Here is a 16,738-nt window from a genome sequence, read left to right as displayed (position 1 = left end):
GGCAGTTGGTTGCTCCTCCCGCTGGGGGTGCTCTTACTTTCCTAGGCAAAAAGCTTCGAGCTGCGCTCGCCTACCCCTCCCCAGCCCTCCCCTGCGCCTGCGGCGCAAGGGAGGGGGCTGATTGCGAGCGCGCGGGGATCATGTCGGCGGCAGCCGTTGCTCCCTCCCTTGTGCGCAGCACAGGGGAGGGTTGGGGAGGGGTGCTGTTGGCGGTGGCAATTGGTTGCTCCTCCCGCTGGGGGTGCTCTTACTTTCCGAGGCAAGAAGCTTCGAGCTGCGCTCGCCTACCCCTCCCCAACCCTCCCCTGCGCCTGCGGCGCAAGGGAGGGGGCAGATCGCCAGCGCACGAAGAACGCGTCAGCTGCTGCCGTTGCTCCCTCCCTTGGGCGAAGCACAGGGGAGGGTTGGGGAGGGGTGCTGTTGACGGTGGCAGTTGGTTGCTCCTCCCGCTGGGGTGCCCTTACTTTCCGCGGCAAGAAGCTTCGAGCTGCGCTCGCCTACCCCTCCCCAGCCCTCCCCTGCGCCTGCGGCGCAAGGGAGGGGGGCTGATTGCGAGCGCGCGGAGATTACCCGGGAGGAGATTTTCCTCGCCAAACGAACAACGCCCCGGCAATGCCGGGGCGTTGTTGATCAACTCTTTGCGCCGAACTTACTGCGCCAATTCAAACCGCACTTCCACGCGACGGTTCGGCAGCAGGCATTCCAGCAACGCAGCACGCGGCTTGACGCCGTCGCACTGCTGCACCTGCTGGGTATCACCGCGGTACTCGTAGCGGATCTTGTCCGCCGCCACACCACGGCCGATCAGCAACTCACGCACGGTCTTGGCACGGCGCTCGGACAGGGCCTGGTTGTAGTCGAAGCCGTTGCCCTGCATGCGGTCGGCATGGCCAACCAGGGTCACGCCAGCCAGCTCGCGCTTCTCGTTCCCGATGGTAGCCAGGGCGCGATCCACGCTCTCCAGCGAGTAGGTACGGATGTCCTTGTAGCCGTCACGGTCGAACTCGAACAGCACGTTGGCGATCAACGGACCTGCCGCTACGGGCGCAACCACCGGACCAGCCGGATCGACGCCGCACAGGCGCGCTGCGGTTTCGGCTTCGTTGACCAGGTCTTCGGCGATCTGGATGTACGGCTTGGAGTGGCGCCACTGCTGCTGGTTGAACTCGTTGCCGGCGTGCACCAGCTCCACTTCACCGCACGCCACTTTCTGCGAGGCGCAGGCAAAGCCCGGCGTGCCGTGGATGACCTTCAGGCGATCCCACAGATCGGCACGCAGGTACTTGGCGCCGTTGACCAGAGCGGTGTCGGTGGGGATCGGCGAGACGCCGTTCTCCATGTCCACGATCAGCTTCTCCGACTCGGTCAGCGCTTCCTGCGGGAAGGCGCTGCGGTCATTGCGGGTGTATTCGTGGAAAGAAACATCCAGCCAGCACTGTGCCTTGGACAGGTGGTAGTCGCGGATCGGGCGACCTCCATCGTTCAATGCCTGGATGCGGCCCTGGGTCGCTTCATACGACTGCAGGTCGGCATGGATGGCTTCGTCACTGATGCGCTTGGCCTGCGGATTGAGCTGGGTCTGCTGGGCGCCAGCGGTGCCGGCGACAGCAAAGGCGGCAACAGCCAGCAAGCTGCGCAGCGGACGGTACTTGGTTTGCATAACGGTCATGGTGTCGTCCTCAGCGGGCCGGGTCGCGGTAGCGGACCGGGTCCCGACGGAAAAGGTCTTCGTCGAACTTGAAGCGCAGGCGCAGGAAGAAGCCCTGCTGCGTGTACTCGTAGCCATTGAGATCACTGTCGCCTTCGAAGCCGGTCCAGTTGTAACCGGCCGACAGCCACAGGTTCTGCCGCAGCAGGCGGCCAACCTCCATGCCGTAGGCGAACTGGTTGGCGCCGTACTGGCCACGGAAGGTGGAACCCAGCACGCCGATGTCCCAGTTCTCGGTAATGTCGTACACGACACGGCCAGAGACCAGCACTGCGTTGAAGCTGCTGTTGACGCGGCTGCCATCGCCATAGGCGAACTGGTCGCGCTGCCACTTGCCGGCAATGCGCCCGGTCAGCCACCACGGCCGCGACGGATGCCAGTCGGCGTGGGTGGAGACGATGTGCGCACGCGTGCGGACATCCTGGCTGGTACCACTGACCACCTCGCCGTTGAGCAGGGTCAGGCCGCTTTCGTCACGCTCGAGCTTGTACTCGTAGCGCATCAGGGCATTGACCCGGTTACGGTCGGTGTCACGGTAGGCCAGACCGATCTGGAAGCGGTCCTGCAATACGTCGCCACGTTCTTCATAGTTGGTGGCCAGCAGGTAGTTGCGGCCCAGCAGGGTCCAGTCACGGCTCAGCTTGCGTGCGACCATGAACTGCAGCAGCGAGGTCTTGAATGCCTCGTTGCTGTCGGTGGTGCCCGGCACGTCCTCGGAGATGCGGTGTTCGGCACGGATCGCGCCACGCCACAACGGGTTGGCACTGTAATCCAGGGCCAGCGCCAGGCCGGTGCTGTCACCGGTATCGCCATCGATCACATTGACGCGTTCGATCGAGCTGCTCAGGCGCAGGCCCTTGGCGATATCCCAGTTGTTGCGGATACCGGAGGCGGCCTGCACATCGCGGCCACTGATCGCATCCCGTAGGCGGTATTCGGAGAACGCCTGGGTGTCGCGGATGTAGCTGCTGTCGATACCGAACACCAGCGCATCGGCCTCACGGTCGGTGGTGGTGATGCCATAGGCGCTGGTCAGGCCGGTCTGCTTCTCGTAGCGGCCGTACAAACGGCTGCGCTCGAAGACCTGGTAGTCCACGCCAGCGGCGACGCGGTTGCGGTCTTCACCGCTGACGCTCTGTTCGTACTCGGCACCGCCGCTGAACTTGTCATTGAAGCGGTAACCGATACCGATGCGGGCGCTGTCCGATTCCAGCTTGGTGCCTACCGGCAGGTCGCTGGTCATGGTGTCGCCGTTGCTGCCGCTGTTGATCACCATCAGCCCGGTGGCCGGGTCCAGCGCCTGCTGGCCGTAGCCCAGCGCACCGCCACCGGAACCGGTGGCGAAGCCGCCGGTCAGGCCCGACAACGAGCCATAGCCGGTGCTCGACCACGGCGAAGTGATGCCGATGGTTTCGCGGATGCTGCGCAGGCCGAAGTCCAGGGTCAGGCGCTCGGTGGCACCGATGCGTACGCCGGCGCCGCCGGCATCACGCTTGCCGCCGTCCGGGTTGCGGTCTTCACTGCGCAGGGCCTCAACGTACAGTTCCAGGCGCGGGCCGACGGCATATGCCATGCGGCCGCTGTATTCGCCACGGCCGCCGTACAGCGGCGAGGCCTGGTTGTTGAACTCCGGATCGGTACGCGCACCGAACAGGCGTGCGTCGAACCTGGCGCCATCGTGGGCGAACTCGACGCGCCAGGCGTCGCCTTCGACCTGACCGGTGACGTCCTTCAGGCCCTGCGAAGTCACCTGGTTGAGCGAGTTGGTGTTGACCTCGCTCTGGGTGCGGGCGAACTCGGCGACCAGCATCGTGTTCTGGCCGAAGCGGTAGCCGGCGTTGACGCTGCCCATCTTGAACTCGGCGTACGGGTTCTGGTCTTCGACCGCCGATGCGCCGACTTCCAGCTTGTCGGTGAGCTTGTACTGGCCATCGGCACCGATCACCCAGAACTTCTCGGTCTGCTGATCGAGTTCATAAGTGATGCGCAGCGAGACCGGATTCAGGTCGCTGTCGAACGAGGGCAGGAACTGGTTCAGCAGGATGCGCCCGGAGAACGGCTCGAAGCTGTAATCCACCAGGCGTGCAAGCGGCTTCACCGAAACGATGCGCGAGGGCTGGTTGCGGTCGCGCACGATCATCTCGACGCGTTCGCTGCCTTCAAGCACCGCATTGTTGCGCAGCGCATACGGGCCGCTGCCCTGGCTGCGGAACTCCTCGATGATCTGCCGCAGCGAGTCCTCGATGGCGAACACATTGGTACGCACGCGCTCACTTTCGAAGTGCCAGCCCAGGCCGGTGGCGGTGCGGTTATAGGTGCTCAGGCTGCGCTGCGGAATCGGGCCGCTGCCGCCAACGCCACTGCTGGTGGCCAGCGTGTCGCCGGTCTGGAAGTCACCGTACAGCAGGTAGCTGCGCTTGTTGTCCACGCGCACATACAGGCGTTCGGCCGAACGCGCGTCGAAGCCACGCAGCGAGGAGTCGCCGTAGACCGGATAGAACTCTTCCGGCTGGATGTCACGCAGCAGGCGGCCACGTACATCCTTGTCCGAGTCATAGGCCGCGGTGAGCAGGTACTCACCCTTGATGCGGCCCTTGACGAAGAACGCGGTGCGCGCCGATGCACTGGCCTTGCCGTTGTTGAACTGCTTCTCCCAGCGACGGATATCGCGGTCGAAGGCATCGTGGTGCTGCACCGGCGAGATCAGGCTGGCGTTGGACTTGTTGCGGAAGTTCAGCACGCCCTCGATCAGGCCGGTGGCGAGCAACTCGCGCATTTCCGGCAGGAAGCCGATCGTGCCTTCGGCGGTTTCACCACCGGCAGTAATCCGCAGCAGCACATCCTGCGGATCATGCGGGGCGACCAGGTCGAACTCGGCAACACCGTTCTCGACTTCCAGCTGCACGCCCGGCATCACCTTGTCGGCATCACTGGCACCCGGGCCGAACTCGTCGGTGCGCGAACCCGGCAAACGGATACGACCGCCGCTGTTCTCGATGGTGACGAAGGACTTGCCGGCCAGCGGCTTGCCGTCGGCACCAAGCAGATGCACGGTGATGTGCACCGGCGTCTGGCCGTCGGCCGGCACGCCGTCACGGTCCACTTCCACCGACACGCGATCGACACCGGCGTTGCGGCTGTAGTCGACTTCACCCGAACGTGCTGCCACCGCTTCCGGCGGCGTATCGAGGGTGGTCAGCGAACGCGGATACAGCGTGCTGCTGTCGCCGATCACCGGAGTGAAGCGGGTGCTGCTGCCCACGTTCTGGGCCAGCACCGGCAACGATGCGGTAGCCAGCGCGCAGGCCAGCAGGCTCACACGCGGCATCTTGCGCAGGGCGGTGCGGCTCATGGCTGCACCTCCTGCTGGGCCGGCGCGGACGGCGGGTTGGGTCGCGGTTGCACGATCGGTCTCTGGTTGGACGAGTCCGTGGCCTGCTGCGGCGCACGGACCGGCTTGCTGTCAAAACGCAGCTGCGACTGCCCGGTTTCGGTTTCCGGTGCGCGCACCTCACCCTGGGTACGGCGTGCCTTCACCTGCTCCAGCAGCGGGTTGGCGCAGCTGCCCTCGACGAAGTCGGCGCGATGCAGCTCACCGTTCTTCAGGTCCAGGAACAGGCTGTCGGCATCACCCAGGTTGCGGTTGCTACTGGTGGTCAGGCGGGCACCCACCGGCAAGGTGGACGGGTCCACCTTCAGGGTGTGGCTCTGCGGCGGCAGGCCGCAGTAGCTGTACTTGCCCTCGGAATCGGAAATCATCCAGGTGCCGTTGGAGAAGTACATGCGTACGCCCGGGATGCCCAGCTCTTCCTCGTCCTGCACGTGGTTGTTGTTGCAGTCCACGAAGATCTTGCCCAGTACGCAGGCTTCCTCGGTGAACACGCCACCGGTGACGCGCACGCGGTACTCGGCACGGTTGGACGGCACCGAGCCCGGGACCGGCGTCATCGAACCCGGATCGATACAGCCGCCGGTGATCGAGCAGCCATGTGCCTGCGCACGGTTGATGCCATCGCCCTGCTGCGCACCGACGCCGACCCGCACGCGGTAGGTCAGCACCAGTTGCTGGCCGACGTCGATCGGGCCCAGGTCGAAGCCCAGGCGCGGACCCGGCTTGCCGAGCGGATCTTCAACAGCGCGCCCACCCACACGGCCAGTGCCGTTGATGTAGGTGAAGCCACGCGGCAGCGTATCGACGATGTTGACCGTCGCCATCGCGCTGCCGGCGGTCTGCCGCACGGTGATGGTGTACTGCACGGTGTCACCGATTTCCGCGGTCTGGCGATCACCGGTCTTGGTGATGACCAGGCCGGTGGCTTCGGCGGTGTCCAGCGGGATGTGGTTATGGACCACGCCTGCAACCGCGGAGCCTGCGAACAGGTTCAGCCAGTACTGGGTCGGCGTACCTACCGCACCGGTCGGTGCATCGGTCTGCGGCTGCACCAGGTGGCTGCTGCCCGCTGCACCCAGCGGCGACAACGAACCGGTCTCCGCCGGAATCAGCGACGACACGAACTTGTAGCCCCCCGGCGGCGTGACCGTCAGCTGGAACTCGCAGCGTGCCGGCGCGGCCGGGCCAAACATGAACTGGTAGTAGCCGTTGTTGCCCACCGTCATCGATACCGCATTGCCTTCCACGCGGTAACCACCGGCGCCGGCATTGAGGATGGCGGTGTTCGGGTCATAGCCGGTGCACACGCCAACCGGCGCGAGGGTGACGATGGAACCCGGCACCGGATCGCGGGTGACGGCGTCGTAGACGACACCGGACGGATCCACCGGCAGGCTCTGCTGCGGCAGATGCTGACCGGCTTCGAGCACGACCTGCAGCTGGCTGGTGCCGTTCTCGCTGACGCGGCAGGCGCTGACGCCGTCGTTGCCGATGGCAAGCGGGCTGTCACAGGCCACGCCCATGCCACCAGCAGTTTCCTGGTTCACCGGCCACGCCCACAACACGCCCGAGCTCGGATCACGGAACTGGATGTTCCACTTCACGCCCGGGATCACGTCGGCGAAACGATAGCTGCCGTCGACCGCGGTGATGGTGGACTGCGAGATCACACCGGTTACCGAATCCAGCAGTTCCACGATCCACGACTGCAGGCGTTGGTCGCCGCCGTCGAGGAAGGTGTCCTCGCTACCGACATCGAACCACACGGTGCCACCCACCGAGGACGACAGCTGCACCTGGTTGGGCACGCGGCAGACGTTCTGGGTGATGGCGGTATCGCACACCGGCAGCGTGCTGACATCACCTTCAAAGGTGTTGCGCTCGGTGGTGGTCGGGGTGCGGAACTCGTTCTCGCCGCCGCCTTCGATCAATACCGCGTTGTTGACGGTGCCCGCCTTGGCCGCTTCGGCCGAGACATTGGCCTTGACGGTGATGTCCGACAACGAGGTTGCACCGGCATTGACCACTTCCGAACTGCGGCACTCAAAGCGGGTATCGCCCACCGTGCCGGAGCAGAGCCAACCGTTGCCGGCCGGAACCTCGGCCAGGCTCAGGCCCACCGGCAGGCGATCCTTGACGATGTATTCGCCAAAGGACGGCTTCTGCCCGCCATTGCGCACGCGGATGGTGTAGGTCGCCACGTTGTTGACGGTGAACTTCACCGTGTTGGACGACTTGCTGACCAGCATGTCCGGCGAATCACCGATCTCGCCGAAGTTGTTGTCGACCGATTGGATACCCGGCGTCAGCACGATGCCGGTGATGACCGAGGACGTCGGTGTCGGGTTGCTGCCCACACCACCGCCCACCGCACCACCGGTGGTCTTGCCGTTGAGCGTTTCCGGCGGCGGCGTGCCTTCGGTCACCTCATAGGTGCCCGGACGCAGATCCGGGAAGCTGTAGCTGCCGTCCGGATTGGTGGTCACCGTCGATGTGACCGGATTGCCCAGGTCATCGGTGCCGGTCAGGGTAATGGTGATGCCAGCGTAACCGCCCTCATCACTGTCCTTGATGCCGTCATCGTTGCCGTCGTTGTAGACGAAACCGGAAATAAGGCCCGCCGGGATTTCGCCGAAATTGTTCTGCACCGAGAACTCGCCAACACCCACGGTGATACCAAAGATATTGGACGGATCGGAGACCGTCGCGGTGCCATCGGCCTGACCCTGCATACCCTTTGGTGCACCGCCGATGTTGCCGATCTTGGTCTTGCCATCCAGCGTGCCCACGGCCTGGTTCTTCTCCTCCACCTTGTAAGTACCCGGCGGCAGATTCAGGAACGCGTACTCACCATCGGCCAAGGTGGTGAAGGTCCTTGAGACGGGGTTGTTGTTTACATCGGTGCCCGACAGCTCCAACACGACACCGGCAATGCCGGTTTCGCCCGGATCGATGACGCCGTCATTGTTGGTATCCAGCCACACCTTGCCGGAGATTCCGCTATTGGTCGGAATCTCGCCAAACAGGTTCTCGTTTGAGGCATCGCCAGGCGTCAGCAGGTTGATGTCGGCGATCTTGCTCGATTCCGGCGACGCATTGTTGCTGGCGGTACCGCTGCTTGCACTGGTGCTGGTCAGCTTGCCGGCCGTGGTAATGCCCTGCGCGGTGCCGGTCGGCTGTTCCGGTTCCACCAACGTATAGGTGCCCGGACGCAGGCCTTCAAACTTGAAGGCGCCGTTATCCGCAGCAACGGTGGTGTACGTCCGGTTGACCGGCTGGCCAAGGTCGTCAGTACCCACCAGCTTGATTTCGACGCCGGCGATACCGGGTTCACCCGAGCTTGCCTTCACGCCGTCGTTGTTGACGTCGTAGAACACGGTGCCGCTGACCGAGACCCCAACGGTCTCACCAAAATTGAAGTTCGCACCATCGCCAGTGAGCTTGATGCCTTCGATGCGGTCAGTGAACGCCGGGTCACCCGAGGTGCTCGCTGGCACCGGCTGGCAAACCGTCGTTGCACAAGCAACACCTTCAATCGTCCCTGGCTTGACGGCCGATTCCAGATTGAAATAGGTCACCGTCGAAGTCGCTGCGGGCAGCGGCTGGCGCAGGGCATACGTCTTGGACGCACTCAACCCGGTGAATGAGTAGCTGCCATCGGCCAGCGTGGTCGCCGGGGCACCGGTGGGCTTGTATGCCGAGGTCAGCGAATCCCATTCCAACAATTCGACGGTGGCGCCGGCAATCGGCATGTCTTTGCTTGCACCACCGGCAACGTAGACATCGTTACGGCTGTAATCGGCGAAGACGAAGCCGCTGAGCGAGTACTGCTTGATTTCGGGGAAGTCGAACTCCACGCCAACAGCGTCATGTGCCAACACCAGTCCTGCGATCACACTGGTAGTGCCGCCTGCCGGGTTCTCCGCCACGAAGCCCGCTGCATGGGTGACACCCGTACTCAGGCCATTGCGATTTGCACGCGGCTCATTGGCGCGCGGCAGACCATTCTGGTAGCTCGTAGCGACCGTGGTCTGGTCCTGGGTCAGGGTGTAACCAGCAGGGCCCGACGGAGGCAGGTTCTCGAATTTGTAGTTGCCATTGCCGTCGGTGGTGGTCGTCATGCTGACGGCTGCACCCCATTGGTCATTGCCCGACAAGGTGATCTTTGACCCCGAGAGTCCGATATCCCCGGCACCGTCGACGTCGCCGTTGTCATTGCGGTCGAAGAAAACGCGCCCAGCCAGACTGGCGCCCGAGGCGACCTGCGTCTCCGAAGGATCGCTGTCGTTGCTCGGATCAGTGTCCAGTGCCACCGGCGTGCTGCCATCGCTGCCCATGCCCGGCGTCACCGTACCGGTATTGGTACGGTCGCTATTGAACGGGAAGTTTGCCGAACCGTTGTAAACACCTGGCTTGGCACGGGCCCACAACTTGACCGTCACCGAAGCGCCCAGGGCATAGTTGCCGTCCAGGTCACAGGTGATTTCCTGCCCGGCCGACGTCGCATTGACTGTGGTTACACCGTTGGAGATGTAACAGACGTTGTAGACGCCGTTACCTGGCGCAGAATTTCTGACTGCAAGCGCCGTTCCATCCACTGTCGGCACGTAGGTACTGGTGTTCAGCCATTCAAAGCCCTTGGGCAACAGGTCCTTGACGCGGATCTTGGTCACACTGGAAGGACCGTTGTTGGTCACCACCAGCGAGTACTCCACCGGCTGGCCAATCTTCACCGGGCCAGCGGTAATCGTGGTCTTGTCGATCGCCAGGTCCACCGGAGGGAATACGGTGGTTGGAATCGACACAAGGTTGTTACCGGCCTTGGCGATGTCGAACGACTTGTTCTCGAAGTTGGTCCTGTTGAAACCGGCCGCGTCGCACGCGCCCTGGAGTTCATAGGCATTTTCATTGGCGCAGGCAAGTGCTGCGTCACCAAAGGTGAGCGGGCCGTTTGCCGAGACCGGGCCAACCATTGCGAACTCAAGTACAAAGCTCACCGACTGCCCACGATCCAACCAGTTGTCAGCGGCACTGCCACCAAGCTCGCACTCAACCCGCCCGTTGGGGCCGGTAGGTTGAGTACATTGCACTACACGCGGTGTCGCATTGCCCCCAAACTCGGGGTTTGCGACCACGCCCGGCGACAGCAGCTGGATCGTGTAACCGGCCGGAATCGGCGAAAGCACGTCATACATCATGACCTCTTCCGCGCGCGACGTACCGTCATTGCTGACGGTGAACTTGTACCTCAGGTTGTCGCCCAGTCGGAACTTGGTGCCGCTTGGCCACGGCACCTTCTTCTGTACAAGGTCCACCACCGGTGCCTTGATGTCGAAGGTTGCGCTTGCGGTGTTGTTGGACGTCGCTGCGACGTCACCACAACTGCCGGAAACCTGGGGATTGGTGCTTGTCTCGGTCTTGAACTCACACAGCGAAGGATCCAGCGTCAGTACGGCACTGTTGCTGGCCTGCAGATAGACCGTTCCGTCCTTTGCGGGCAGACCAGAGGCGGGCTTTTTGATGCGTGCGGTAAGGGTGATGGTCCGTACCTCATACGCCGGGACCGGCGTGGTGTTGGTACAGGTGATCCTCTGCTTTTGGCCGGCGATAGCCACTGGAGCGGCGCAGCTCATGCCGCTTCCGGTACCGCTGATGTTTTCGTAGGCAACAGTGCCGTCGCCGGCGGTCGTGCCATTGCCGGCAATCGGCGTGCCGACGAAAAACTCGTCGGATATGCTGAACATGCCGACGGGAATTGCGCCAGGGCCAAGGTTCTGCGCGCTGAGCGCAAAGGTGATCAAGCCACCCACTTTGGGCTCGGCGGTCTGGACCTTCTTCTCCTTCATTGCGACATCCAGTCGCGGCTCGACGTAGATCGCAGCGGTGTCGGTGATCTGTCCGGACAGAATCGCGTCCGGAGAGGTCATCGTTGCGGAGTTGGTGAGTACGGAATCACCATTGGTGCCGGCAAGCGGCCGCCTGACAGTTGCCATCACCACAATTTCATCGGTGGGCAATACGTTCAGGAATTCGCAGGTAAGTGAACGTTCGCCCGCGGCCAGCGTCGCTGGGCACTCCGTACTGCTGGGAACACCGTTGCGCGTAACGGTCACCGCGATCGCCGGCGTCTTGAAATCCTCGGCCGGGGCTCCCGGCGAAGTCATATTGAGGATGCCAGGCAGATCGTCGGTCAAATGCAGGGTGGGAATGGTCTCCTGCCCTGCTGTCGGGCGGGTGACGGTCATGCGCCAGACCAGATCCTGGTCGGTCACCAACAATCTGGGGGTCTTGGTTGCTGCGTCGTACGTCGGGTACCAGTCATTGCTGGCCACCGGCTGGAAGGACACATCCTTGACCAGCTTGATCTCCGCCTTGCCGTTGTCTACGGGCGTAGCTACCAGGGTGCCGCCGGCGAACTCACAGTCATTGGCGGTGAATGGATCGGCCGGCGACGGTCCGGCATTGTTCGGAACACCCAGCGCTGTCAGTGCGCTCGCCCCCGTACAGGCATAGTTGACGAGCTTGATCGGCGAAGTAACCGAATCAATCGTGGTCGTGAACTCAACCCATTTGGATGCACCTGGCGCCAGCGTGCCTGCCGGCGCCGTGCAGGTTACCTCGGTGCTGCGCCCGTCATTGGTATAGGGAGGATTGCTCAGTCCAGTGCGGGTCACCGCACAGGTCCAGCCCGCCGGACTGCTTGCTTTCACTGTTACCACGCCGCCAGCAATTTCTTCCGGGCGCATGTAATCCACCACTTTCAGTGGATTGGTGGTGTGATCGGCTGGAGAAAGGCTGTGCTGATCATTGGTGACCGTCAACCTGGTGGTGACAACCGTGCCTGGTGCCTGTGGGCCACCGGGGCTCTTTGTCTTGGTCAGACCAAGGTCTGCGAAGGGCTCTGCCACCTGGTAGGGAAGCAGGATGCTGTTGTTGGACGGGTTGGTTTCCGCACTGTCAGCCGGCGGCGTGACCACCACCGGGAACTGGCCGTCGGTTGGCGCACCCGGCAGGGTCAGGATGAGGTCGAAGCTCTGGGAGCCCTTGGCCGCCACGGTTCCTGGCGTACAGGTAACCAGCGTACCGCTGTAGGTACTGCCATTTACCTGCAGGCTGTTGCCGGGGGCCGACGTGCAGTTGGCGGGCAACGTCTTGATCACGAAACCTGCGGGAATGATGGTCTGGATCGTGCCACCCGTGGTGCCGGACGGACCGTCGTTGTAGTACTCCAGCTTCAACGGCTGATCACTGCCAATCAGCTTGTAGTGCTCGTCGTAACTGCCCTTGGCCACCAGGTCGGTGCCTGCTGCCGTGGTATAGGGCAAATTGACATCATTGTTGTTGTCGTTGGTATCCAGATACTCGACGCTGCCGGACTTGATCGTCGCTATGTTGACGAAGGTGCCCTGGCTGTTCTGTTTGCCGGTGACGGTGATGACCCCAGTGGCAAGCGCCGCCGGACTGATCGGCGCTGATGTAGCGCTATAGGTACAGACCAGTGTTCGCGAGGTGTTGGCGTCGCTTACGGAATTGCAGACTGCACCCGGCGGAGCATTCACCGCAGTCAGCTGGAAATCCGTGGGCAACTTGTCGGTTACGACAATCGATCCACCAACCGGCACATCCATGCCATTGCCATCAATCTGCGGGCTGATTTCAAAGACAATCGGCATTCCCGCAACAGCGTTGCCGGCGGGCGAAGTCTTTTGCTTCTCAACCTTCAGGTCACCGCTGCTGCGGATTACCACCGGCTTGACCGCAGTGGTCTTGCCAGGATCGCTACCGATGACCGAGATATTGGGTCCGCCAGTACTGGTTGCTATGAAGCCAATCGAAAGCTGACCTGTAGCACCAACTGCACCATTGGCTACTGTGCAAACCAGGTGCGCGGCATTCATCGGATCAAAACTGCATCCGGCAGGCAGCGGTGTCGTCGCCTCCAGTTGCGCCGGGATCACCACCGTCAACGTGTCGTCCACACCTGCAGAAGTTCTTTGCCAATCAATGCTGGCCGTAAACGGCACACCCTGAGGAACGTCTGTTACGTCTGTCTGGGTTCCAAAATTGAGCTTGATATCGCTATCCGGCGCGACACCTGCCCATGCAGGAGCCACTCCCAATGCAGCGGCCGAGCCCAGAAGAAATGCGGATGCAGCAAGTTTCCATCCGCGCAGACGGGCGCCAACGCCCCCCAATAGAGGCAAACGCCCGTTACCGGAACCGTGGATGGCCATGTCCTGCTCGAATTGCTTGTTCACCGTGCAAACCTCTTGCAAACGCTGCGCACACAGGCCGCCAGATCTGGCAGCCCGGAAAAATTCATGTCGATGCACGACCCGCCCCAAAAACGGATCGCCGATTCGGCACCGTGGGGGTGCCTTGCGATGGCGGCGATTCTTACGGCGCACCTGCGCCTATTCAGTTCCGCTCCATGACGGAAACTCTCAGTTGCTCTCGAAACGGACCTGAACCCGTATTCGTGACGCCGCTATCACTTTGATTTCACGCAGGATTTACCTGCATCCCCAGTCATGGACGTGAATGGGAACGCCTTCAAATCTGTGAACTCAAAATAAACGGAAAAGTGTGAACTAGACCGTCAAACGGTAGCCAGCACCCCGAACTGCGCGAACCGGGAGGGTACAGCCGGTAGCGGCCTGCACGCGGTTGCGCAGTCGGTGTACCAGCACTTCGATCCTGTGCGGGTCGAAGCTCCAGGGCTGGTCGGTGAGGGCTGCGATCAGGCGTTCGCGGGCCACGGTTTCGGCCGGCGAGGCGAACAGCAAAGTGAGAAATGCGCGTTCGGCCTCGGTCAGGGCGAGGATCTGGCCACTGGGACCACGCAGGTCCCAGCCATCGGATTCCAGTGCCCAACTGGCGTTGTCGCTGGTGGCGACGTTTTCCATCAACTGCGCGGCTTCGCCGGGCAGGCGACGACGCAGGCTGTACAGCTTGGCCGCCAGGAATTCGGGGTCCGGCCGGTGCGGCAGGCAGGCGTCGGCGCCCGCCCATAGCCCCTCGGCAATCAACTGCGGGGTAAGCGGATCAACCAGCAGGACGACACCCAGATCATCACGGCGACGCAGGTGCTCGACGGTCTCGACCATGCCGGCACGGACACGGGTGGTGTCGATCACCACGATGTCACAGGGAACGATCACCAGTTCGCGGTACAGCGCCTCGACACTGTCCAGGGCCTGGATCTGGGCGCCATAGGGCAGCAGCGGTTGCAGCAACTCCAGGTTGCCGACAATCCAGATACGCAGCGGCGCCAAGGCCATGGGATTGGCTGCGCCGACCGGCGCGTAGTTCAGATCCGATGCCACACACTCTCCCTGTCGGGCCCTGATAAACAGCCCACATATAGCTGGGATTTTAGCTCAGCGTAATGTCAGTTACCGCTGAAACCGGGTACACAGTTTTATGAACGAAAATGGGCGGCACTGCTGCGCCGCCCATTCCGTGTCGCTTACTCCGCAGGCACACCCATTTCCTGCAGCAGTGCCGGCGCCGGGTACACCTTGGCCAGCAGCCAGCGTAGATAGCGCATGTCCACGTGCACGGCACGCTTGTAGCGCGGATCAAACCACCAGCTGGCGCTGACCGATTCCCAGTTGGAATCGAAGTTCAGGCCGATCAGCTCGCCCTTGGCATTGAGCACCGGCGAGCCGGAGTTGCCGCCGGTGGTATCCAGGTTGGTCAGGAAATTGACCGTCTGGGTCTTCAGGGCCGGGTCGGCGGTGCTACCGAAATCACCCTTGGCGATCGCGGCCAGCAGCGGCTTGGGCGCGTCGAATGGCACGGTATTGGTGTTCTTCTCGACGATGCCGGCCACCGTGGTCACCGGCGAGTAGCTGACCGCATCGCGCGGGTGCAGCGCCTCGACCTTGCCGTAGCTGATGCGCAGCGTGCTGTTGGCATCCGGGTAGACCGCCCTGCCCTGGCTGGCCCGCCAGGCAAACAGCGCCTGCATGTAGGACGGCCGCAGGCGCAGCTGCTCGCCTTCGCGTGCCTTGCTCTCGCGCTCGGCATTGAGCTGGGCCATCACCAGGGCCGAGGCCACCGAAACCAGCGGATCGGCCTCGATGAAGCCACCCTTGCGCGCGGCCTCGAAGCGCGACAGACGCTGCGCCTCGTCGCCCAGCCTGGTCTGCGCGTACAGTTCATCCAGATGCTTGGCCAGCTCGGCCGGCGTACGCCCGAACAGATTGTCGTATTGCGCATCACGCTGCGCATCGGGCAACTGCTGGTAGCGGGTCAGCAATGCCGTGAGCAGCGCCTTCTCGACCGTCGGGTCGTAGCGGCGCTGCACCTGCTTGAGCACGCCTTCGATCAAGGCCTGGTCGCGCTGCTGGTAGCCGGCCTCGCGCTCGGCATCGGGCTTGAGCGATTCCACGCGCAGGCGCTCCAGCAGCAAGGCCGAGCGCAGCAGCTGGGTCTGGCTGGACATCAATCCCACCAGGAACTCGCTGCTGCCGGCTTCACGGCCCTCGGCCAACGAGGCAAACAAGGCATCGATATCGGCCTTGTACTTGCCGTCGGCATTGGCCAGCATCGCCTGCTCATCCTGTGCGCGCTGGCTCTTGGCGTCGCTGCGCAGCAGGCCTTCCAGTTCACCGGCGGCGCGCTTGCGGTTGTTCTTCAGCGACTGCAGCTGCGAGGCATAGCGGGTGCGCGCATCGGCATTGCCCTTGCCCTGCGCCTCGATCACGTCGATCAGCTGCTGGAACACCTCGACCCGGCGCGGCAGCACGGTGTCGATCTGGCTGGCGAACTCGTCGGCGGTGCGCAGGCGATACGTGGTACCCGGGTAGCCGGCCAGCATCGCGTAGTCACCTTCCTTGGGGCCATCCAGCGACATCTTCAGGTGTGCCGGCGGGTGGTAGGGCACGTTGTCCTTGCTGTACGGGGCCGGCTTGCCATCCTTGCCGACGTAGGCGCGCAGCAGGGTGAAATCACCGGTGTGGCGCGGCCACATGAAGTTGTCGATCTCATCGCCGTAGTTGCCGATGGCGCGCGGCGGTGCATAGACCAGACGGATGTCGGTCAGCTCCAGCTGGCGGATGCGGTAGAAATCGCTGCCGTAGTACATGTTGGCCACCGAGCAGCGCACGCCGCCCTCGGCCTCGCAGTCGGCGACGATGCGCTTGCGCGCGCTTTCCACCGCGTCGTAATACGCACGCCCGGTCTTGCCGCGGGCGTCCTTGAGGACGTCATCGGTGACCTTGTCGAAGCCCACCGTCACCAGCACCCGGTAATCCGGGTTGGCGGCGCGTTCGTCGTCGCGGCCCTGGGCGATGAAGCCGTCGTCGATATAGTTGTGCTCCTTGCTGGCGTTGTACTGGATGACGCCATAGGCCACGTGGTGGTTGGTCAGCAGCAGGCCTTCGTCGGAGACGAACGAACCAGTACCACCGCCCACCCGCACCACTGCACTGAGCGGTGGCGCGGTGACATCGGCCAGTTGCTTCGGGTCACCCTTGAAGCCGGCTTCCTTCAACGTTCTGGCCAGCTCCGGCAACTGCGTGGGCATCCACATGCCCTCGTTGGCGTGGGCGGCAGCAGCCAGGCTCATGCCCAGCGCCAGCGCGGCGGTAAGCGGTTTGCGCGTCATCGGAACTCCAGCGGATTACAGAACA

5 protein-coding genes are annotated in these 16,738 nt (G+C 63.2%); all 5 read right to left on the bottom strand.

Annotated elements, in window-relative coordinates:
- Positions 1 to 649: 649 nt before the first annotated feature.
- On the bottom strand, positions 650 to 1,669 hold the full coding sequence (locus AC1VXC_RS01335) for an OmpA family protein (protein WP_313494665.1): 1,020 nt from the start codon (positions 1,667 to 1,669) through the stop codon (positions 650 to 652).
- A gap of 10 nt (positions 1,670 to 1,679) precedes the next feature.
- Positions 1,680 to 5,060: an Ig-like domain-containing protein gene (locus AC1VXC_RS01330; protein ID WP_481539185.1), complete on the bottom strand. Its 3,381-nt coding sequence runs from the start codon at positions 5,058 to 5,060 to the stop codon at positions 1,680 to 1,682.
- Entirely contained in the window at positions 5,057 to 13,078 is an 8,022-nt protein-coding gene (locus tag AC1VXC_RS01325; RefSeq protein ID WP_481539186.1) for an SdrD B-like domain-containing protein, read from the bottom strand. The genes AC1VXC_RS01330 and AC1VXC_RS01325 overlap by 4 nt, the downstream gene beginning before the upstream one ends.
- Before the next feature lie 612 nt (positions 13,079 to 13,690).
- Complete coding sequence (locus AC1VXC_RS01320) at positions 13,691 to 14,425, bottom strand: winged helix-turn-helix domain-containing protein (RefSeq protein WP_313172765.1); 735 nt, start codon at positions 14,423 to 14,425, stop codon at positions 13,691 to 13,693.
- 143 nt (positions 14,426 to 14,568) lie between these two features.
- On the bottom strand, positions 14,569 to 16,713 hold the full coding sequence (locus AC1VXC_RS01315; RefSeq protein ID WP_481539187.1) for a S46 family peptidase: 2,145 nt from the start codon (positions 16,711 to 16,713) through the stop codon (positions 14,569 to 14,571).
- Positions 16,714 to 16,738 lie beyond the last annotated feature (25 nt).

The organism is Stenotrophomonas sp. STEN033, assembly GCF_056856655.1.
The sequence above is the reverse complement of the archived record's forward strand: the minus strand, read 5'-3'. Positions and strand labels throughout refer to the sequence as shown.

Excerpts from the sequence above, each read along its gene's own strand:
- AC1VXC_RS01315 (WP_481539187.1), bottom strand. The coding sequence starts at position 16,713 with ATGACGCGCAAACCGCTTACCGCCGCGCTGGCGCTGGGCATGAGCCTG.
- AC1VXC_RS01335 (WP_313494665.1), bottom strand. The coding sequence starts at position 1,669 with ATGACCGTTATGCAAACCAAGTACCGTCCGCTGCGCAGCTTGCTGGCT.
- AC1VXC_RS01330 (WP_481539185.1), bottom strand. The coding sequence starts at position 5,060 with ATGAGCCGCACCGCCCTGCGCAAGATGCCGCGTGTGAGCCTGCTGGCC.